This is a genomic window from Acinetobacter sp. ANC 3903, assembly GCF_002135315.1.
In the GTDB taxonomy this organism is placed as follows: domain Bacteria; phylum Pseudomonadota; class Gammaproteobacteria; order Pseudomonadales; family Moraxellaceae; genus Acinetobacter.
In genome coordinates, this window is record NZ_NEGA01000002.1 from 1 (window position 1) to 18,571 (window position 18,571).

21 protein-coding genes are annotated in these 18,571 nt (G+C 40.7%); 6 read left to right on the plus strand and 15 right to left on the minus strand.

Going from position 1 to position 18,571, the window contains the following annotated elements; genetic code table 11:
- Window positions 1–459: 459 nt before the first annotated feature.
- The 4 genes from B9T29_RS01315 to ftsY all read right to left on the minus strand — a co-directional run bounded on the left by B9T29_RS01315 (window position 460) and on the right by ftsY (window position 4,088).
- Window positions 460–1,134 carry a DUF2057 family protein gene (locus tag B9T29_RS01315; protein ID WP_086174195.1) on the minus strand — a complete coding sequence of 225 codons (675 nt, stop codon included), beginning with the start codon at window positions 1,132–1,134 and terminating at the stop codon, window positions 460–462.
- A gap of 211 nt (window positions 1,135–1,345) precedes the next feature.
- Window positions 1,346–1,939, minus strand: a complete 594-nt coding sequence (locus B9T29_RS01320; RefSeq protein ID WP_086174196.1) for a nitroreductase family protein — start codon at window positions 1,937–1,939, stop codon at window positions 1,346–1,348.
- A 189-nt stretch (window positions 1,940–2,128) separates the two neighbouring features.
- On the minus strand, window positions 2,129–2,815 hold the full coding sequence (locus B9T29_RS01325; protein WP_086174197.1) for a nitroreductase family protein: 687 nt from the start codon (window positions 2,813–2,815) through the stop codon (window positions 2,129–2,131).
- 172 nt (window positions 2,816–2,987) lie between these two features.
- Entirely contained in the window at window positions 2,988–4,088 is a 1,101-nt protein-coding gene (gene ftsY, locus B9T29_RS01330) for a signal recognition particle-docking protein FtsY (protein ID WP_086174198.1), read from the minus strand.
- Between the two features lie 223 nt (window positions 4,089–4,311).
- Here ftsY and B9T29_RS01335 point away from each other — a divergent pair, with 223 nt between their 5' ends.
- Both B9T29_RS01335 and B9T29_RS01340 read left to right on the plus strand, forming a co-directional pair.
- Entirely contained in the window at window positions 4,312–5,652 is a 1,341-nt protein-coding gene (locus B9T29_RS01335; RefSeq protein WP_086174199.1) for a M16 family metallopeptidase, read from the plus strand.
- An 11-nt stretch (window positions 5,653–5,663) separates the two neighbouring features.
- Entirely contained in the window at window positions 5,664–7,244 is a 1,581-nt protein-coding gene (locus tag B9T29_RS01340; RefSeq protein WP_171263947.1) for a M16 family metallopeptidase, read from the plus strand.
- Here B9T29_RS01340 and B9T29_RS01345 read toward each other — a convergent pair.
- Window positions 7,171–7,491, minus strand: a complete 321-nt coding sequence (locus B9T29_RS01345; protein ID WP_086174201.1) for a hypothetical protein — start codon at window positions 7,489–7,491, stop codon at window positions 7,171–7,173. The genes B9T29_RS01340 and B9T29_RS01345 overlap by 74 nt on opposite strands.
- 106 nt (window positions 7,492–7,597) lie before the next feature.
- A complete protein-coding gene (locus tag B9T29_RS01350) occupies window positions 7,598–7,960 on the minus strand; it encodes a hypothetical protein (protein WP_086174202.1) in 363 nt (120 codons plus the stop codon).
- A 222-nt stretch (window positions 7,961–8,182) separates the two neighbouring features.
- Between B9T29_RS01350 and B9T29_RS01355 the strand changes: the two genes are divergently transcribed.
- The 3 genes from B9T29_RS01355 (at window position 8,183) to B9T29_RS01365 (ending at window position 9,492) form a co-directional block, all read left to right on the plus strand.
- Window positions 8,183–8,416, plus strand: coding sequence for a hypothetical protein (locus tag B9T29_RS01355; protein ID WP_086174203.1), 234 nt, complete (start codon window positions 8,183–8,185; stop codon window positions 8,414–8,416).
- 138 nt (window positions 8,417–8,554) lie between these two features.
- On the plus strand, window positions 8,555–8,929 hold the full coding sequence (locus B9T29_RS01360) for a DUF2750 domain-containing protein (RefSeq protein WP_086174204.1): 375 nt from the start codon (window positions 8,555–8,557) through the stop codon (window positions 8,927–8,929).
- A 131-nt stretch (window positions 8,930–9,060) separates the two neighbouring features.
- A complete protein-coding gene (locus B9T29_RS01365; protein WP_086174205.1) occupies window positions 9,061–9,492 on the plus strand; it encodes a CBS domain-containing protein in 432 nt (143 codons plus the stop codon).
- A 134-nt stretch (window positions 9,493–9,626) separates the two neighbouring features.
- On the opposite strand, the gene trpB is transcribed toward B9T29_RS01365, so the two are convergent.
- The 9 genes from trpB to B9T29_RS01410 all read right to left on the minus strand — a co-directional run bounded on the left by trpB (window position 9,627) and on the right by B9T29_RS01410 (window position 17,333).
- Window positions 9,627–10,835 (minus strand): tryptophan synthase subunit beta, encoded by a 1,209-nt coding sequence (gene trpB / locus B9T29_RS01370; protein WP_086174206.1) that lies wholly within the window; start codon window positions 10,833–10,835, stop codon window positions 9,627–9,629.
- 45 nt (window positions 10,836–10,880) lie between these two features.
- Window positions 10,881–12,068, minus strand: a complete 1,188-nt coding sequence (locus tag B9T29_RS01375; RefSeq protein ID WP_086174207.1) for a vWA domain-containing protein — start codon at window positions 12,066–12,068, stop codon at window positions 10,881–10,883.
- Between the two features lie 12 nt (window positions 12,069–12,080).
- Window positions 12,081–12,932 (minus strand): AAA family ATPase, encoded by an 852-nt coding sequence (locus B9T29_RS01380; protein WP_086174208.1) that lies wholly within the window; start codon window positions 12,930–12,932, stop codon window positions 12,081–12,083.
- A 21-nt stretch (window positions 12,933–12,953) separates the two neighbouring features.
- Window positions 12,954–13,337, minus strand: coding sequence for a hypothetical protein (locus B9T29_RS01385; RefSeq protein WP_086174209.1), 384 nt, complete (start codon window positions 13,335–13,337; stop codon window positions 12,954–12,956).
- A 21-nt stretch (window positions 13,338–13,358) separates the two neighbouring features.
- The gene (locus B9T29_RS01390; protein WP_086174210.1) at window positions 13,359–13,667 is read right to left on the minus strand and encodes a YcgL domain-containing protein; all 309 of its coding nucleotides are present in this window, start codon (window positions 13,665–13,667) and stop codon (window positions 13,359–13,361) included.
- 129 nt (window positions 13,668–13,796) lie between these two features.
- On the minus strand, window positions 13,797–14,939 hold the full coding sequence (locus B9T29_RS01395) for a ribonuclease D (protein ID WP_086174211.1): 1,143 nt from the start codon (window positions 14,937–14,939) through the stop codon (window positions 13,797–13,799).
- Between the two features lie 225 nt (window positions 14,940–15,164).
- Complete coding sequence (gene recR / locus B9T29_RS01400; RefSeq protein WP_086174212.1) at window positions 15,165–15,761, minus strand: recombination mediator RecR; 597 nt, start codon at window positions 15,759–15,761, stop codon at window positions 15,165–15,167.
- A 12-nt stretch (window positions 15,762–15,773) separates the two neighbouring features.
- Window positions 15,774–16,103 (minus strand): YbaB/EbfC family nucleoid-associated protein, encoded by a 330-nt coding sequence (locus B9T29_RS01405; protein ID WP_086174213.1) that lies wholly within the window; start codon window positions 16,101–16,103, stop codon window positions 15,774–15,776.
- A 42-nt stretch (window positions 16,104–16,145) separates the two neighbouring features.
- Window positions 16,146–17,333 carry an O-succinylhomoserine sulfhydrylase gene (locus tag B9T29_RS01410; protein ID WP_086174214.1) on the minus strand — a complete coding sequence of 396 codons (1,188 nt, stop codon included), beginning with the start codon at window positions 17,331–17,333 and terminating at the stop codon, window positions 16,146–16,148.
- 137 nt (window positions 17,334–17,470) lie between these two features.
- Here B9T29_RS01410 and B9T29_RS01415 point away from each other — a divergent pair, with 137 nt between their 5' ends.
- A complete protein-coding gene (locus B9T29_RS01415; RefSeq protein WP_086174399.1) occupies window positions 17,471–18,562 on the plus strand; it encodes an alpha/beta fold hydrolase in 1,092 nt (363 codons plus the stop codon).
- Window positions 18,563–18,571: the final 9 nt, after the last annotated feature.

Here is an 18,571-nt window from a genome sequence, read left to right on the forward strand (position 1 = left end):
TCAAAACACCAAATCTGGCTCATCAATTTTCTGACATTAATTTCTCAAATAAACTTCGAGTCATTTCTACCATCAATCAATGAAAATAATTTCGATCAATCAACCAGTAAAAATCCACACAAGTTGTTCTTCATAATCTCTTAATGATCTTCTTGCTGATTCGTCACCAGCAAGCTAACGTTTAACACTTAACGTTTCGTTTCATGTATCTCGTCGGGATGCAGCGTATTCTATAGAGTTTTTAAATCAACACAACCCCTATTATAGAATTTTCTACAATTTTGTATTCGAGTGTTTGTTTTTTAACCCAGAAAGGTATTTTTAGCATATTTAAAGGTTATTTTGAGTGTTTTTTACACATTGCTACATTCATTTTTTAGATCATCTCGACCATTTTAATTTTTAATCTTCCCTCTCAAAATAATAAAACCAGCTTTATGCTGGTTTTATTTAAACTTATTAATTGGAATGCTCTGCTAGCCATGACATAAACTTCTGACGTTCTGCCTTATTTGCTTTTTGCCATAATTGAATCAGTTGCTGATCGCCAGTGATTGCTAAAGCTCCTGACTCACTAGAGGCAACTGCCGCTACTGTAGGTTGAACTGCCGCTTGTATATATACAGGTGCAGGCTGATTCTCCACAGCTGTTTTCTTTTGAGTTAAATCTGTAGGTTTTGAAAATATACCCTGCCCCAGCCAAGGTTTTTGCTCTGTGTTTGCACCCACTTGTTGAACCACTATCTGATTATTTTTATCAAACAGTGCCACAATAGGTTGTTCAGCATATTTTTTGGCAGCTTCAAAATTTGCTGGTGCATTGACCAAGTCTAGTCGATATTCTGTACCATCTTTTAAATCTGGTGTTTTAATAGTAACAACACCAGATTTCACAATATCGTGTTCACCATTCAAATGTTCAAAATACTGAGTGTAACGCACACTGATATTACTCGTACCTGCATCGACTTTATATTGATTGTTCTTGGCACGAAATAATCCGGTATTAACTTCTTGATCATTCACCGCTAGAATTTTAATTTCTTCTGGAGCTGAAATAGTGACTGCCGAAAATGCAGCACCACTTACACTTACCATCAATGCAGCTGCAGCAAAAGTTAATTTTAAGCTCATCCCACTATCTCTTCTTTGAATATTAAAAATATATTGCACTATGCAATTAACAAATGACAATTTTATGACAAAGCTATTTTCAATACAGCTGTATTTTCAAGACTTTGTTGAGATAAGCTTTGCAACTTAACTGATTTATCTGCAATTCGCCCTAGCAATAAAGAGAGTGCTGTTTTAGCACTCTCTTAACTTCACTTAAATGAAACATTCATCAGTCAAATCTTTTGAAACGCATACTATCATCAAGAAATGTTTTTTCTCCCGCTGATGCTTCAATTGAACCAAACACCAGTTCAGCACGTAACTTCCAGTTTTTAGGAATATCGAAAGTAGCTGCCACTTCATCATCAATTACAGGATTGTAATGCTGTAAAGAAGCACCAATATGCTGTTCTGCCAATGATGACCATACGGCAAATTGTGCAATTCCGGTGGAATGCTCTGACCATGCCGGAAAATGTTCAGCATATAAGGGAAATTGTTCTTGAAGCAACTTTACCGCGTCTTGATCTTCAAAAAACAATACCGTGCCATATCCTGCTGCAAAACTGTTAATTTTTGCATTGGTATTTTCAAATGCACTTTCTGGCACCATTTTACGTAACGTTTCGCGCACAATACTCCAGAATTTCGCATGCGATTCACCATATAAAGTCACCACACGTGAAGTTTGTGAATTGAAAGCAGAGGGGCTATTACGCACTGCATCTTTAATGACGTCTTCTATTTTATCTGCTGTGATCGGAACGTTTTGACCAATTGCATAAATAGTACGGCGTTGTTTCATATGGGCTAAAAATGACATGGTTTCACCTTCCTTGAATTTTAATAAGCGTAATCAGAATATATTGATCTTATGTTAATTTTAGAATTATTCCACAATTAAAAAAGTGACATTGTGTTTTATTTATGGAACAGTTTCATAGCTGATTTTCAACTGATATAAAAATAAAAAAGCACCCATTAAAAGTGCTTAATTGATACAGCGATGAGATTAATTCAAAATTCTAAATCGTTCAGCGTTCTGAGGTTCCTGTTTGATCTCTGCTTGTTGCTCTATAGAACCGAATACCAGTTGTGCCCGTAACAACCAGGATTCATCAATATGAAAATGTTCCGAAACTGCCGTATCAATACTCGGATTATAATGTTGCAAACAAGCACCAATACCTGAATCAGCCAAGGCTGTCCATACTGCATATTGCACCATACCCGATGTTTGCTCAGACCAAATTGGAAAATCATCGGCATTAAAAGGAATTTTCTTTTGCAATTTTTGTATGGTGCTCTGATCTTCATAGAACAGTACGGTTCCATATCCTGCCATACATTGCTCTATCTTCATTTCCGCACCGGCGAATACATGTACGGCAACTAATTTGCGTTGTACTTCTTTGACAATTTGCCAAAATTGCTCATGGGAATCACCAAATAAAACTATAATTCTAGAACTTTGAGAATTTAACGCAGACGGACAACTTTTTACTGCTTCCTGAATAAGCTGGGTCAAATAAGCCTGGCTAAAATGAACCTTTTTCCCCAGCACATAAATACTCCGACGCTTTTTTAAATGATCGACAAAAGTTAATTCAGGAATCTCATCTGTGATTCTTTTTTTCAATTTCAAATCTTTGGTGATATCTGCCGTTAGAACCTGACCAATTTTATCTAATAACGCCACAGCAGTACTCCCCAATACAAATGCTAAGCTTGTAATATTTTTAATATTCTAGCGGTTTTATTGAGGGATCCTTTGAATTAGATATTTTTGAATGTCGTTTTTTAAATCAAACAGTTATCGCAAAAACAACAAACTCCGCATTTAGCGGAGTTTGTGTGAAATATAACGCATTTTACTTTTCAGTTTCAAATAACGCGGCAACAAATGATTTTGCCGAGAACGGACGTAAATCATCAATTTTCTCGCCCACACCAATAAAGCGAATAGGCACATGGGTACGGCTTGCAATGTTAAATAACACCCCACCTTTAGCGGTACCATCCAGTTTGGTAATGGTTAGTCCTGTCAAACCTACAGCTTCATCAAACATTTCAACTTGATTAATTGCATTTTGACCTGTGCCTGCATCGACCACCAACATAATTTCATGCGGTGCTGTGGCATCAATTTTTTGCATCACTCGTTTTACTTTGGTGAGTTCCTGCATTAAATTACTTTTATTATGTAAACGTCCTGCAGTATCAGCAATCAGGACATCTACACCTTTGGCACGTGCACTTTCAAAAGCATCAAAGATCACAGAAGCACTGTCTGCACCATGACCCTGTGCGACAACTGAAATATTATTGCGCTCACCCCAAATCTGAAGCTGTTCAGTGGCTGCTGCACGGAAGGTATCCCCCGCGGCCAGCATGACTTTTTTACCTTCACCCTGCAAGCGTTTAGCCAATTTACCAATGGTTGTGGTTTTACCCACACCATTTACACCCACCACCAAAATCACAAATGGATTTTTATTGGGGTCAATATGTAAAGGTTTAACACGCGGTGCCAGCAAAGCCACCAATTCTTCTTGCAGTGCTTTGTAAAGCGAGTGTGAATAGATCAAATCGCCACGTTCAGTACGCTCAGTCAAGTTTGCAATAATGGTTTTAGTTGCCTCTACACCAATATCTGCAACCAGTAATTGCTCTTCAACTTCTTCCAGCAATTCATCATCGATTTCTTTACCACCAATGAGAATATTAACCATACCATCGGCAAGGTTTTTACGGGTTTTGGTCAACCCGACTTTCATGCGGCTGAAAAAGCCACCTTTAGATGAATCATCTTGTTCTGTTTCTGTGGCTACAGGCGCAGAAACAGCAGCTTGTTCATTTTGAGTTTCAACAATAGGGATATTTACCGCAGGTAAATTCGGTAAAGTGACATCGTCATCCCCGATATCAGCATCAATCAAAAATTTATTTTGCCCATTAGATTGCTGTTGCATGCCGAATCCTTGAAAAGCATTGCGTTAAAAAACAAGAATTCTAGCATAGTTTTGTCGTGCATTTCCCAGTAGACATTGAACACACCAAAAACCAACAACTTAAGCTTGCTTTCAAATTAGAGTTTCTGAAAAATATTTATAAATTTAATTCATCACTTGGGTAAGTCTTGTGCTCAAAAGTTACCTCTCACTTTTTCCAAAGCTGACTTTTTCTAAAAAGTATATGTTAACGATCAGCTTGGTATTGCTTACGCTGCAAAGCGATTTGACGCAGGCAGAAACGCGGAGTGAACTGGCACGTACCACCTTTGAAACTACACTGAAGAATGGTTTAAAAGTGATTATCCGGGAAGACCACCGTTCTCCCATGGTGATGACACAAATTTGGTATCGCGTGGGCAGTAGTGATGAATCGGGAAATTTATTAGGGATCTCACATGTACTGGAACATATGATGTTTAAAGGTACGCAAAAAGTTCCCAATGACGAGTTTACCCGCTTAAGCCGTATGTATGGTGGCAGGGTCAATGCTTCGACTTTTACCAATTACACCAATTATTATCAGCTTTATCCTAAAACCTATTTACCGATGGCTTTGGAACTTGAAGCGGATCGCATGAGCAACTTGTTGTTACGCCAACAAGATTTTGACCCGGAAATTAAAGTGGTTATGGAAGAACGGCGCTTGCGTACCGACGACAACCCGACAGCACTGGCTTTTGAACGTTTTAAATGGATTACTTATCCAACCAACCATTATCGCCAACCGGTGATTGGATACATGAAAAACCTGCAAAACATTCAGCTGGAAGATGTCAAAAAATGGTATCGAGACTGGTATAGTCCGAATAATGCCATCTTGATTATTGTCGGTGATGTAAATGCTGAAAATGCCTTGCTGCAAGTGCAAAAGTATTTTGCCGATATTCCTGCCCGAAAAACCCCGCCACGTAATGACGTATTAGAATTTGATCATGTTGGTTATCGGCATATGGAACTGAATCTGCCTGTTAAAGTGCCGAATCTGTTTATGGCCTGGAACGTGCGTTCGTTACCTACTGCAAAAAATCCGCAAGATGCTTATGCCTTAACCATTATTAAAAACATTTTGGACAGTGGAATTTCTTCACGACTGCAAGATCGGCTGGTGCGCGATAAAAAAATATTGACCGCAGTCAGTGTGTCCTATGACCCTTATAGTCGCGGAGACAGCTTGGTGAGTATTTCGGCCTTGCCCGCGGAAGACGTGAGTTTGCAAGAGGCTGAAAAAGCTATTCAGGCTGAAATTGAGCTGTTAAAAACAGAGTTGATTAAGCCCGAAGAAGTCAATCGCGTGACAGCTAAATATGCCTCCAATTTAGTCTATAGCCAGGATGACATTGCTGGGCAAACCCGAATGATGGGTAATCTGGAAATCAATGGTTTAAGTTTTCGCTTGATGGATGAGTTACCAAAACATTTTGAAACCGTCAGTCCACAGGACATTCAGCGCGTGGCGAATGTTTATTTTAGCCGGGACAATCTGAGCACCTTATACCTTTCGCCTGAAAATAAAGCCCAATAATGGAATTTACCATGATCAAGCTACATTCTTTTCTTATTTTCAGTTGCATGAGTTGGGCTCAAGCCGTCATGGCAGATGTGGATTTAGATACCATTCCAGATGACAATCCGACACAGCTTACCTCTATTTTGCTGTTACAGAGCTTAAAAACTGCCAATAAACAAAGTCAATTTTATGCCCCTTATGTGCATGAGCTGAAAAATAAATATAAAGTTCGCACGCTCTTTGTAGAATCAGCAGATTTGCCTATGGTTGATGTTCAGCTGACATTCAATGCTGGCTCAGCCCGAGATGAAGAAATTGCACCCGGTTTATATGGCATTGCCAATATGGCGGCAAAACTGATTGATGAAGGTACAGAAAACTATACGGCCAATGAAATTGCCAATGCTTTTGAAAGTGTGGGAGCGCGATTTAGTGCCCAAGCGTATCGGGATATGTTCATTGTAAAATTACGGGTATTATCTGATCCTCAAAAGCTTGAACCCGCCTTGGCGATGATGATGGAGCTTTTGAAGCATGCCAGCTTTGAAAAATCCCGTATCAGTCTGGTATTAAGCAACACGCAAGTCGGACAAAAGCAAATTCAGGAAAGCCCAAGCCGGATGATGAGTGTTCTGTTTTATCGGGCTTTATATGGGAAACATGCCTATGCCGAACCGATTAGCGGAACTCAGCATAGCATCAGCAAAATCACACCAGCACAATTAAGACAATTTAGTGATCAATTTTTGGTGGCACAAAACCTGAACATTGCCATCACAGGTCAACTCAGTAGCAAACAGGCACAGCAACTTTCTGAACGTATTGCCGGCAACCTGAAACAAGGTGAAAAAGCCAAACCCTTGGCTCAACCCGTCGATAAATCAAGTTTTGATATCCGTCACATTAAATTTAATTCCACTCAGGCACATGTCATGATGGGTCAATTAGGTCCCTCACGCTTCGATCCGGATCGCCTGGCCCTGGAAGTTGCCAATCAAATGTTTGGTGGAAGTGGCTTCAACTCCATCTTGATGAAAGAACTGCGGGTTAAGCGCGGTTTGAGTTATGGGGCTTATAGTTCATTTTCCTTTAGCCAGGCTCCAGGAACCTTTAGCTTCAGCTACTCTACCCGTCAAGATCAACTGCTCGACAGCCTGAAAGTCGCCCATCAGGCTTTGGTCAATTTTGTCCAACAACCCATTGACCAGAAACAGCTGGAAGAAACCAAAGCAGGTATGTTACGTGCCTTTCCGAATAATTATAGTAGTAATGCCAACATTAACGCCCAGTTAGGTTCTATAGGATTTTACAACCAACCGGCAGACTACTTGAGTCACTATCCAAAATTATTAGAAAAAATTACCGCACAAGATGTGCAGAATGCCATTCAAAAACATCTACATCCTGAACGTCTTACCATCATTGTAGTGAATGAGAAATTAGATAAAATCGCATTGGAAGCAGTACTAAAACAAGACCTGAATCCGCAAACTCCCAAAAACATACCTACAATCAAGCAGAACCCGGAAACTATTATTGCTCCGGTTGCAGAGGCGGTAACTGATGCGCCTGTGTCATCTCCAACTGATGCGCCTGCATCAATTTAAAATATTGGGCATAAGGAATCTGAGGTTGCTGCATCAGCAGCAAAGCCATTTCTTGAGTATCTGGATAATTGGCTTGAACTGAAAGTTTCACGACATTTTCAAATTGTTGAACCGAAATGGGGCGATGCAGAGCAATGAAAGCAAGACTCAGGATAATGGCAATGATTGTAGCGATAAATCCGTTATAAATATCTTCAAGCTTTATTTGAGATTTTAATTGAACAATTTTTTGTAAAGCAATATGCATAACCTACCTCGAACTCAAGGTAGTGTAGGATGCGGCATGAATAAGCACAAGCAGATTTGCTCAATTTCGCCGCATTCGTAACAGAAATTGAGCAAATCAAAATGATCTAGTAACCAACTACATTCCTGATGACCGCATAATAAAGCACCAGAGCAATAATCCCCATGACTAGGGCAATTGCAAATACACCCACCCCTCTTTCTGCATGCACAGGATGCAGCTCATCATCATCCGCTATGCGCAGCAACTCACCATTATAGAGGCTATAAAAATCCTCACGTTGTTGCACATCGAGCTGGCGAGTAAAATCATAAACCCTTTTACGCTGTGCCAAGCAAAAATTACCCAGATGAATTTCCTGGTGGAAAATGGCTTCATCCAAATTTCTACGATGCTGATGCGCGAGTTCAATGATTTGATCTGGAGTAGGAGGCAAATCAAAGGTGAAACCGTCTAATGTTTTTGTCATGTTATTCTCCTTATATTTTCAAATTCCTCTACTAAGATACTAAGCAAAAATTATTTTGTATATTGTTTAATCATGTAACCTTGATTTTAATGCTATAGCCCACATATATTGTTTGACAATCTGAGTTCAATGTAATATTACTTTAACAATACTTAGTTAAATTAGTATCAAGACAAATTTAATCGTCTTACTAGCAATCATAATTACAATAAGGAGTTTAATATGATTCAACAACTCTCTCCTCAAGATCTAGAACATGCATATGCAGATGCCGTGAATACCATTCAATCTCAAATGAATTTTTCAGATGCAGTTCAAAAATTGGAAGAAGTCGCTCGTGCCGGGCATGGTAAAGCCGCTTTATTTTTAGCAGAACTTTACTATCAAGGCTTCCGGGTAGAACGTGACTCGCTCAAAGCACAATATTGGCAGAAACTGGCCACGATGCAAGCCTAATTAAACGTCACCAAGGTGGCGTTTTTTAATCCCTTTTATTTTTAAATACATATTTATTTACATTGTTTCTCAAAGCTTACACAGAACTTTCATCTAAATTTCTTACAATAACTGCTGAATTCACTACATGTCTCTGGTATGAATCGAATTAACTCATTACAACTGGTTCCTAAAGACTTATTTTTTAAAATCACGATTTTAAAATCAATGATGTACTGCGGTGTTCTTTGGGGACTCTATCATCAACAAGGCTGGGCCATGATGGCCGACCATGAAGATTACATTTTTCCATTTTGGCTGAACGGCATTCAGGCACAAAAATATGCACAGTTGCACTGGCCAAATTATACACCGCGTAAAATTACGCCAAAGGATTTTCAGGAATCCTTGCTGCCGACATTAACTCGCTTAAATGTAACCCCTGCACTCTGTCATTCGTCGAGTCGGAAATTTAAATTGACCACTCAACAAATGCGGCATTTCTTTTTTTCTGATTCTGTACAACCGGCTTAATGTCTTCTGCCAACAGCAATAATGAAAAATAGGGAAATGTAAATTTTTATTTATGACCCGAAAAGTATTTGCATTTTTCTTATTTCGCGCTAAGTTTAATGTCAAATGAATAACAAAAAGGATGATAATAAATGACCAATGTAGCACAAGTTATTCAGAACAAAATTGAGAAAACGATTTTTACTATTAGTCCTGAATCGACGGTACTTGAAGCAATTTCACTTATGGCAGCTAAAGGCATTGGTGCACTGGTCGTGACTGACCAAGAAAAAGTGGTTGGTATTCTGTCCGAACGTGATTACATGCGTAAAGTGACGTTGATGGAACGGACCTCTAAAGAAACGACAGTCGGTGAAATCATGACTGCTAAAGTACTGACCGTGACTAAGTCCACCAGTGTGGAAGATTGCTTAGGCTTAATGACTGATCGTCATTTACGTCATCTTCCTGTAGTTGAAAATGCAAAACTGGTAGGGTTAATCTCGATTGGTGATTTGGTTAAAGCTGTAATGGATGATCAGCGCAAACTCATTGATCAGTTACAACAATATATTGCAAGTTAAGATTTAATGCCTAAAAAACCTCTCATGTCGAGAGGTTTTTTTTAATCCCTCTAAATCTCCCTTTAATAAAGGGAGATTTTAACCATCCTCTTTTAAAAGATGAGCCATATATGGCACTAGAGAGATTTTTATAATTAATTCAAACCCAATTTTGCAGCCACATAGTCTGAGTCTTTATCACCACGACCCGATAGATTCACGACAATTTTTACATCTTTGGCCATTTTTGGTGCTTCACGCAAAGCCCAGGCGACTGCATGTGAACTTTCCAGTGCAGGCACAATTCCCTCTACACGTGAAAGAGTCATAAAGGCATCCAGACACTCTTGGTCGGTTGCTGTGGTATATTCCACACGGCCCAAGTCTTTTAGCAAGCTATGCTGTGGACCTACGCCCGGATAATCTAAACCTGAAGCAATCGAGTGTACCGGTAAAGGCTCACCTTGCTCATCTTCAAGCACATAACAGGCCATACCATGAAGCTGGCTTGGTTTACCCAGAGTTAAAGTTGCTGAGTGCATATTAGTATCCAAACCATGTCCTGCAGGTTCTACACCTACCAGTTTTACATCATTATCATTTAAGAATGCTGTAAAAGCGCCCATCGCATTGGAACCACCGCCAACGCATGCAACCACATAATCAGGATTTGATCCAAAACGGTCCTGGGTTTGAACCTTGATTTCATCACCAATAATGGACTGAAAGTCACGCACCATTTTCGGGAATGGATGTGGACCTACCACTGAACCAATCGCATAGATAAAGTTTTTCGGATCTTTTAAGTATTCTTCAAAGGCACTGTCCACGGCATCTTTTAGGGTAGCGGTGCCACGTGTAACTGAAATCAGGGTCGCACCCAAAATTTTCATTTTTACAACGTTTGGATGTTCTTTTTCAATATCCACTTGTCCCATGTGAATTTCACATGGAATGCCCACTAAAGCACATGCTGTTGCCAATGCTACACCATGCTGACCTGCACCCGTTTCAGCAATGACTTTCTTCTTGCCCATGTATTTGGCAAGCAAAGCCTCACCTAAACAGTGGTTGATTTTGTGCGCGCCGGTGTGGTTCAAATCTTCACGTTTCAGGTAGATTTGTGCTCCACCCAATTGATCGGACAAACGTTTGGCATGAAACAGTGGACTTGGACGACCGACATAATTGGCAAACAAATCGGCTAGTTCATTCTGGAATTCAGCAGTATGGCGGATTTGCTCATACGCCACATTGATTTCGTCCATCGCTTCTTTTAAATGAGGTGGAATAAACTGACCACCGTATTGTCCAAAGAAACCTTCTTCATTGGGTAATGGGATGCCATTAATTTGATGATCCATTTTCAATTCCTTCATTTAAAAAGAACGCATTTGATTTCAATACGTTTAACGAGCCAAATATTTTGTCATGTCTTCCACACCCTTTAAGGTCATGGGATACATATGATCTTCAAAGATTTGTTTGATCTGACCAATGGTATGGGTGTAATGCCAATAACTGTCTTGTTCTGGATTAAGCCAGGCCGTCTTTTCAAAATGTTGACGTAAACGCTGTAACCAGACATTACCTGCTTCATCATTCATATATTCAACAGAACCGCCCACCGAGTTCAGCTCATAAGGTGCCATACTGGCATCTCCTACCACAATTACCCGATAGTCGCGCCCATAAGTATTGAATAAGTCCCAGGTATTCATGCGGGTATTAGAACGGCGGATATTGTCTTTCCAGACATAGTCATACAAACAGTTATGGAAATAAAAATATTCTAAAGTTTTAAATTCGGTTTTAGCCGCGCTAAACAGTTTCTCACATTGCGCGATGTGCGAATCCATCGAACCGCCCACATCAAACAACATCAGCACTTTAATGCGGTTGCGACGTTCCGGCACCAGCTGTACATCTAAAATGCCCTGTTTGGCCGTTTCCCGAATGGTCCCGTTAATATCCAGTTCTTCAGCTGCGCCTTGACGGGCAAATTTACGCAGACGGCGTAATGCCATTTGCATTTGGCGTGTACCGAGTATTTGCTCATCATCCAGGTTTTGGTATTTACGCTGCTCCCAAACCTTGACTGCAGAACGTTTACGTCCCGGCCCACCAATACGCACACCTTCAGGATGATCGCCATAGGCACCAAATGGCGATGTGCCACCAGTACCAATCATCTTGTTACCACCCTGATGCTTCTTGTGCTGCTCACGAAGACGCTCTTCCAGCATCTTCATCAGTTCTTCCAGCGAGCCTGCTTTCTTCAGCTCTTCACGTTGTTCTGGAGTAAGATGCTTTTCTAAAAGCTCGAGGTCGAACCAGTCTTTCGGCAGTTTATGTACCTGATTGAGCAAATCATCCAGATCAAAAGTAGAGATACCATCAAAGTAATCTTTCATGGCACGATCAAACTTGTCAAAGAAACGCTCATCTTTGATCATGACCGTTTTAGCCAGTTGATAGAACTCGTCCTGATTGGCAAAAACCAGACCAGAAGCAACCGCTTCATTCAGATCAATCAGTTCACGCGTTGAAACCGGTACGCCGTATTTTCTTAAGGTATAAAACAATCGCACAAACATGGCGATGTCTCCTTAACGACGCGACATAAAGGCTAAACGTTCAAGCAATTGCACATCTTGCTCGTTTTTGATCAGGGCACCATACAAGGGTGGAATAGCCTTGGATTTGTCATGCTTGCGCAAAATATCTTCTGGCATGTCATCTGCCATCAGCAGGCTTAACCAGTCAATCAGTTCAGAAGTGGATGGTGGTTTCTTTAAACCCGGAATCTGACGCAGTTTAAAGAAAACCTGCAAGGCTTCATTCACTAAAGTTGCGGAAACTTGCGGGAAATGCACATCGATAATCTCGCGCATGGTCGCTTCATCAGGGAATTCAATATAATGAAAGAAACAGCGGCGCAAGAATGCATCCGGCAATTCCTTTTCATTATTTGAAGTAATAATCACGATCGGACGTTGTGTCGCGGTGATGGTTTCACCAGTCTCATAAACAAAAAACGACATTTTGTCGAGTTCATGCAACAAGTCATTCGGAAACTCGATATCTGCCTTGTCAATTTCATCAATCAACAACACACAGCGTTGTTCACTGGTGAAAGCTTCCCACAATTTTCCAGGCTTGATGTAGTTTTTAATGTCATAAACACGATCATCACCTAGCTGACTATCACGCAAGCGCGATACGGCATCGTATTCATACAAGCCTTGCTGGGCTTTGGTGGTCGACTTGATATGCCACGTGAGCAGCTTAAGCCCCAAGCTTTCAGCCACTTGTTCAGCAAGTAGCGTTTTACCGGTTCCTGGTTCACCTTTAACCAGAAGTGGCTTTTGCAAACGACGTGCAGCCTTGACAGCAAGTTTTAAACTATCAGTCGCAATGTACTGATCTGTACCGATAAATTGTTGGGTATCAACAGACATGATCTAACCTTATTGTTTTACTTAAAGCGGTGAACTATTTTTGTTTAATTCGAATTTTGCCTTGTTGGCAGTGTATTTTGACCATAAGGCACCAATGACCAAACCTACTCCGAGCACAAACAAGATCAGAGAGGCATTTGACCAAATCAGCGTCTTTTCTTTGGTGAGCACACCGAACAGCAAGCCGAAAATAGCTGGAGCGATAGCAGCATTATTTCCTTCAGAAACTGTGGGTGTCAGTAAAATGGCAAAGCCGATGAGCCAGGTCATGCCACCTAAAGGTTTAGGCAAACGTTTTGCAATGGCATACCAGGCCCATAGAATAATCAGACTGCCTACAAGATAAACCGTGACAGCAATACTATCTTCAGGAATTGAATCTAGTAGTGAAAGAAAACCATTCATCTTACAACTCCTGATTAACCATTAAGCGCCACGAAGCCCTTCAGGTGCAACAGCATTTGGATTGATTAACCCTTCTGGAGGTACTTGAATAAAGAAGCCTTTAGTTTCAATAGAATCGATCACATGCAACACATTTACACGTGCCAATTTACGACCTTCAGATAACTCTAAATCCATAACAAAAGTTGCACGACCAAATGCAACGCGCATCGCTTCCGGTAAAACTTCTAGCGGATTGATTGCCTCAGCTTCATGTTCAGTGGCTTCTGGACGGGCGATGTAAAGATACATTTCATCTTTTTTGCTAGATTTAAAAATTGAACATTGCATAGTTGGAACAGTACTCATAAAACTCAGGACAAAGCATACAGCAAAAAAAAGACTGATACATTAATGATTATTAACGCATCAGTCGTGATTGTATATAAATGTTAATTCTTTAAACAGAATGGCTAAAAATCAATCTATCACTTTCATTTGGGTAGACAGATAATTTTCATCTGCATGCAGAACTTCAATCAGCGGCTTGGTCAGTACATCATAACGCCAGCCGAGCAGATAAGCCGGTAAATCCTGCTCATCATTATGAAAGACTACATGCTGATACAGTGCATTCAGCCATTTTTTACGCATCAATACTTCTTTAGGTACTGTGGTTTCCTGAACCACAGCCTGAATGACATTATCCACTTTTTCACCAATCTCTTTGGATGAGTGACGAATTGGACGTGCCATACGCAGTGGCCATTCTGCCTGTTCAGGCAAGAATTTAAGTAAATCCAGAATGGTTTTACCATATTCACGCACAATATTTTGACGGATATCTTTAATGCTGGACAACTGGAACTGATTACGCGGATTTTTTTCCACCAGATCAATCAGGGTAGAATTTTTCAGGATAAAGCTGCGCGGATAATTCAGGGCCTTGACCATCTGCTCACGCCATACAGCCAGTTGCTGTAACTGCATCAATTGACGGCGCGAATGACGATAATTGCCAATATCGTGATAAAGCAACTCTACAGGCGTTTCCTGACCAATTTCATGAGTCAGATGACGGCAATCTTCCAGTGTAAAATCCAGTAAATATTTATCGCTTAATTGCTGCTGAATTTTATTGGACAGGTTCATCAGATACAGTACGTCATTCGCCGCATAGGTGAGTTGCTCCGAGCTTAACGGACGCGCCAACCAGTCAGATCGGGTCTGGTCTTTATCAATGTCCACATCCAGCATGTGCTTTAATGCATTTTGATAGCTCATCTGTAGTCCATGCCCTAAAAAAGACATACCGACCTGGGTATCAAAAACATTTCTTAAGCTTTTTTGCTGTGAATAATGATAGATTAAATCGATATCTTCACTGCAGGCATGGAAGATATTCTGCTGAGCATCAAACAGTCTTGCCCAGAATAACGACAAATCCAGACTTGTGCCATCCAGCAAAAACACCTGATCGGCAACATTGATTTGAAATACACCCAATTTGGGCCACAGGGTATCGACCTTGATGAATTCGGTATCCAATCCATAAACGGATGTCTGCCCCATCAAGTGCAAAATATTGTCTAAATCTTTTTGTTGCTGAATAAACTGAAACATATTACCGAGTCTAAAAACCAGATTCTCTCAAATGTATTTTAACCTATATATAAAATTTAGATATAACTAAATTTACATTTGGCTCGTACATTCTCTATTTATAAGTATTTTTTTAAAAAGGCAACTATTTTTTATATATTTTTTGTATAAGTTTAAATTAAATTCAAATAAATGTTACTTAAGTCTTGTTTCATATCTTAAATGATAAAATAAGCACCTAAGTACTTATTTCATACGCATACGATTATGCACCGCCTGACTTAAGGTATGACTATCGACATATTCAAGCTCTCCTCCTTGAGGAACACCTTGAGCTATCCGGGTCATCTGTACAGGCAAATGCTTGGTGGCTTCAACCAGATAATGTGCTGTCGCCTGACCTTCTACAGTAGCATTGGTTGCCAATATCACTTCAGAAACAGTACCCTGACTTAGGCGCTGAATCAGATAAGGAATCCCGATTTCTTCAGGGCCAATACCATCCAGCGGCGACAAATGCCCACCCAGTACATGGTACTTGCCACGAAAACTGCCACTTTGCTCAATCGCCATGACATCCGCAGGTGATTCAACCACACAGAGTAACTGATCATCGCGCTCATGCGACAGGCAAATGTCACACACTTCATTTTCTGTCAGTGAATGACAAACACTACATTCATGAATATAGGTCGTGGCTTCATTCAAAGCATGTGCCAAGCCGACTGCACCTTCACGGTTTTTCATGATCAGGTGCAATGCCATGCGCTGAGCCGATTTCGGCCCAACACTTGGCAAAATACGTAAAGCTTGAACCAGTTGATCAAATCGATCACTAAACACTGGGCGTATTCCTTAGAATAAACCAGCAAGGCCTGGTGGCAAGCCCATACCAGAGTTAGCCGCTTTCATTTTTTCTTCAGAAATGGCTTCAGCCTGACGTGCCGCATCATTCATTGCAGCTGCGATTAAATCTTCAATCATGTCGGCATCATCTTGAAGCAATTCAGGGCTGATTTCGATACGTTTCACCACATTGCGGCAAGTCATGGTCACTTTAACCAAGCCACCGCCTGCTTCAGCCTGGACTTCAGTTTGTGCAAGCTGTTCTTTGGCTTTTTTCATGCTGTTTTCAACATCTTTCTGCATGCGCTGTGCTTGCTGCATCAACATATTAATGTTCATAAAATTCTCCGAACAATCAATTACTAAATTAATGTTTATAAATTAGATTAAATCTAAACCACGACCAATGTCGCGAATAATATCATCAATATCTTCTAAACCAACAGATACGCGAATTAATCCTTCACGAATACCTGCGGCTTCTTTAGCCTCAGGTGAAAGCTTACCGTGAGTAGTGGTTGCTGGATGGGTAATGGTGGATTTGGCATCACCCAAGTTACCGGTAATTGAAATAAATTGGGTGTTGTCGACCACTTTCCAAGCCCCTTCACGACCACCTTTCACTTCAAATGACACAATCCCGCCAAAGCCGCTTTGTTGTTTAGCTGCAAGTTCATGACCGACATGTGAAGGCAAACCAGCGTAATATACTTTTTCGACTTTGTCGTGCTGATTTAGGAATTCAGCCAGCTTTTGTGCGCCTTCTGAATGTGCTTTCATACGTAAACGTAAAGTTTCCAGGCCTTTCAAGAACACCCAGGCATTGAATGGGCTCATAGATGGACCAGTAGTACGCACATAACCAAATACTTCTTCAAGCAATTTGTGATTACCCACCACAGCACCACCCAAAGCACGTCCTTGACCATCCAGATATTTGGTTGCCGAGTAAATGACTAAGTCCGCACCAAATTGAATAGGTCGCTGTAAAACAGGAGTACAGAAGCTGTTGTCAATTGCCAGCAATGCACCATTGGCGTGGGCAATATCAGCCAAGGCCTGAATATCCGCCACTTCAGCTAAAGGGTTGGATGGAGATTCAACAAACAGTAATTTTGTTTCAGCTTTGATGGCATTTTTCCATGCATCAAGATCGGTTAAATCGACAAAATCGACACTTACACCAAATTTAGCCACATATTTTTCAAAAAGAGAAACCGTAGAACCAAACACAGCACGTGAACAGATCACATGATCGCCCAATTTCAAGTATGACATTGCCACAGCCATGATGGCTGCCATACCAGAACTGGTTGCCACCGCACGTTCAGTACCTTCCAAAGCCGCAAGACGTTTTTCAAACATTGCAACCGTCGGATTGGTAAAGCGCGAATAGATATTGCCCGGTTCCTGACCTGAAAATTTAGCTGCGGCTTCTGCGGCATTTTCATAGACGAATGATGAAGTCAGGAAGATCGGCTCGCAGTGTTCACCTTCAAAACTGCGTGTATGACCTGTACGAATGGCTAAAGTGTCTAATTGGTATTCAATGTCGTCTTGTTGGCTCATCTTCTCTACCCAGTCCTGGACTGCCGTTGCTAATAATTGCCAACATTTTGAGCGCCTATGGCATTTAAGGTCAAGGTATAATGCATAAATATCGCCTACACTTCGATCAATCCGCCCATATGTTAGTAGCACCCGCAATGATTCAAGTTAAAAATAGAATGGCCAAACATAAAAGCAAACTCAAAAACCTGTCAACGAGTTTGTTTAATTCAAAATCGCTGGTTCTATCGCAAACTACACCCTATGAAGTCATTGCAGAATATAAACAAACCCGCGTGCGTTATTACGCCTCACCCGATAAACAATATAAAGAACCTTTAGTCTTTGTTGCCCCACTAGCCATTAACATGGCTATTTATGACCTTTATCCTTACCGCTCTCTGGTCAAGCATTTTCAACATAGTGGCTTTGATGTCTATCTGCTGGAATGGGGTCAATATAACTATAAAGACCGCTTTTTAAATTTTATGTCTTTTATTGACGATGCGATTCCGCATTGCATTAACCAGATACGTACCCATTCCAATAGCGATCAAATTTCACTGCATGGCTGGAGTATGGCCGGTGTATTTGTCATGCTGTATTGCGCATTGCAAAAACCGAACCACGTTAAAAATTTAATTGTATTGGGCAGTCCTGTAGACAGTCATGCCTCGGGTCGTACAGGCAAACTGTTCCAGAAGGTCAACCAGCTGGTTGCCAAAAATAAAGCCTTGCAAAACAAGATTTATTCAGGAACCGTACCCAAGCATCTCATTCATAGCCCCGGTATACTCAATTCACTGGGTTTTAAAATAATTGATCCTGTGGGATGGATTCAGAGCCAAAAGCAGCTTTTAGCAAACCTGGATAATCCACAAGCCTTATATGAACATGCCACTATGGGCAATTTTCTGAACCGGATGATTGACTATCCAGGTGGTATCAATCAGGACATGATTTTCAATGTTTGGTTACAAAACCCGCTAAAAAACGGCGTTATTACCTTACAAGATAAGAATATCGAATTAAAAAATATAGACTGTTCTTTATTGGTAGGCGCGGGTCGTAGCGACCAGATCGTATCTAAAGAGGCAGTTAAGCCCTTAATTGAATTGACAAATAGCCAGGATGTCACGTTTACTCTCATCCCGGGTGGTCATTTGGGCTTGATGTCAAGCCAGTCCAGTGCCAACGAGTTCTGGCCATTTATGACCACCTGGCTAAAACAGAGATCGAGCAAAATATAAGGGATACAT

What these genes read in the sequence shown, in the direction of transcription:
- B9T29_RS01315 (WP_086174195.1), bottom strand. Translation starts at nt 1,134, where the DNA reads ATGAGCTTAAAATTAACTTTTGCTGCAGCTGCATTGATGGTAAGTGTA.
- B9T29_RS01320 (WP_086174196.1), bottom strand. Translation starts at nt 1,939, where the DNA reads ATGTCATTTTTAGCCCATATGAAACAACGCCGTACTATTTATGCAATT.
- ftsY (WP_086174198.1), bottom strand. Translation starts at nt 4,088, where the DNA reads ATGCAACAGCAATCTAATGGGCAAAATAAATTTTTGATTGATGCTGAT.
- B9T29_RS01335 (WP_086174199.1), top strand. Translation starts at nt 4,312, where the DNA reads ATGTTAACGATCAGCTTGGTATTGCTTACGCTGCAAAGCGATTTGACG.
- B9T29_RS01340 (WP_171263947.1), top strand. Translation starts at nt 5,664, where the DNA reads ATGATCAAGCTACATTCTTTTCTTATTTTCAGTTGCATGAGTTGGGCT.
- B9T29_RS01345 (WP_086174201.1), bottom strand. Translation starts at nt 7,491, where the DNA reads ATGCATATTGCTTTACAAAAAATTGTTCAATTAAAATCTCAAATAAAG.
- B9T29_RS01350 (WP_086174202.1), bottom strand. Translation starts at nt 7,960, where the DNA reads ATGACAAAAACATTAGACGGTTTCACCTTTGATTTGCCTCCTACTCCA.
- B9T29_RS01355 (WP_086174203.1), top strand. Translation starts at nt 8,183, where the DNA reads ATGATTCAACAACTCTCTCCTCAAGATCTAGAACATGCATATGCAGAT.
- B9T29_RS01360 (WP_086174204.1), top strand. Translation starts at nt 8,555, where the DNA reads ATGAATCGAATTAACTCATTACAACTGGTTCCTAAAGACTTATTTTTT.
- B9T29_RS01365 (WP_086174205.1), top strand. Translation starts at nt 9,061, where the DNA reads ATGACCAATGTAGCACAAGTTATTCAGAACAAAATTGAGAAAACGATT.
- trpB (WP_086174206.1), bottom strand. Translation starts at nt 10,835, where the DNA reads ATGGATCATCAAATTAATGGCATCCCATTACCCAATGAAGAAGGTTTC.
- B9T29_RS01375 (WP_086174207.1), bottom strand. Translation starts at nt 12,068, where the DNA reads ATGTTTGTGCGATTGTTTTATACCTTAAGAAAATACGGCGTACCGGTT.
- B9T29_RS01380 (WP_086174208.1), bottom strand. Translation starts at nt 12,932, where the DNA reads ATGTCTGTTGATACCCAACAATTTATCGGTACAGATCAGTACATTGCG.
- B9T29_RS01385 (WP_086174209.1), bottom strand. Translation starts at nt 13,337, where the DNA reads ATGAATGGTTTTCTTTCACTACTAGATTCAATTCCTGAAGATAGTATT.
- B9T29_RS01390 (WP_086174210.1), bottom strand. Translation starts at nt 13,667, where the DNA reads ATGCAATGTTCAATTTTTAAATCTAGCAAAAAAGATGAAATGTATCTT.
- B9T29_RS01395 (WP_086174211.1), bottom strand. Translation starts at nt 14,939, where the DNA reads ATGTTTCAGTTTATTCAGCAACAAAAAGATTTAGACAATATTTTGCAC.
- B9T29_RS01405 (WP_086174213.1), bottom strand. Translation starts at nt 16,103, where the DNA reads ATGAACATTAATATGTTGATGCAGCAAGCACAGCGCATGCAGAAAGAT.
- B9T29_RS01410 (WP_086174214.1), bottom strand. Translation starts at nt 17,333, where the DNA reads ATGAGCCAACAAGACGACATTGAATACCAATTAGACACTTTAGCCATT.
- B9T29_RS01415 (WP_086174399.1), top strand. Translation starts at nt 17,471, where the DNA reads ATGATTCAAGTTAAAAATAGAATGGCCAAACATAAAAGCAAACTCAAA.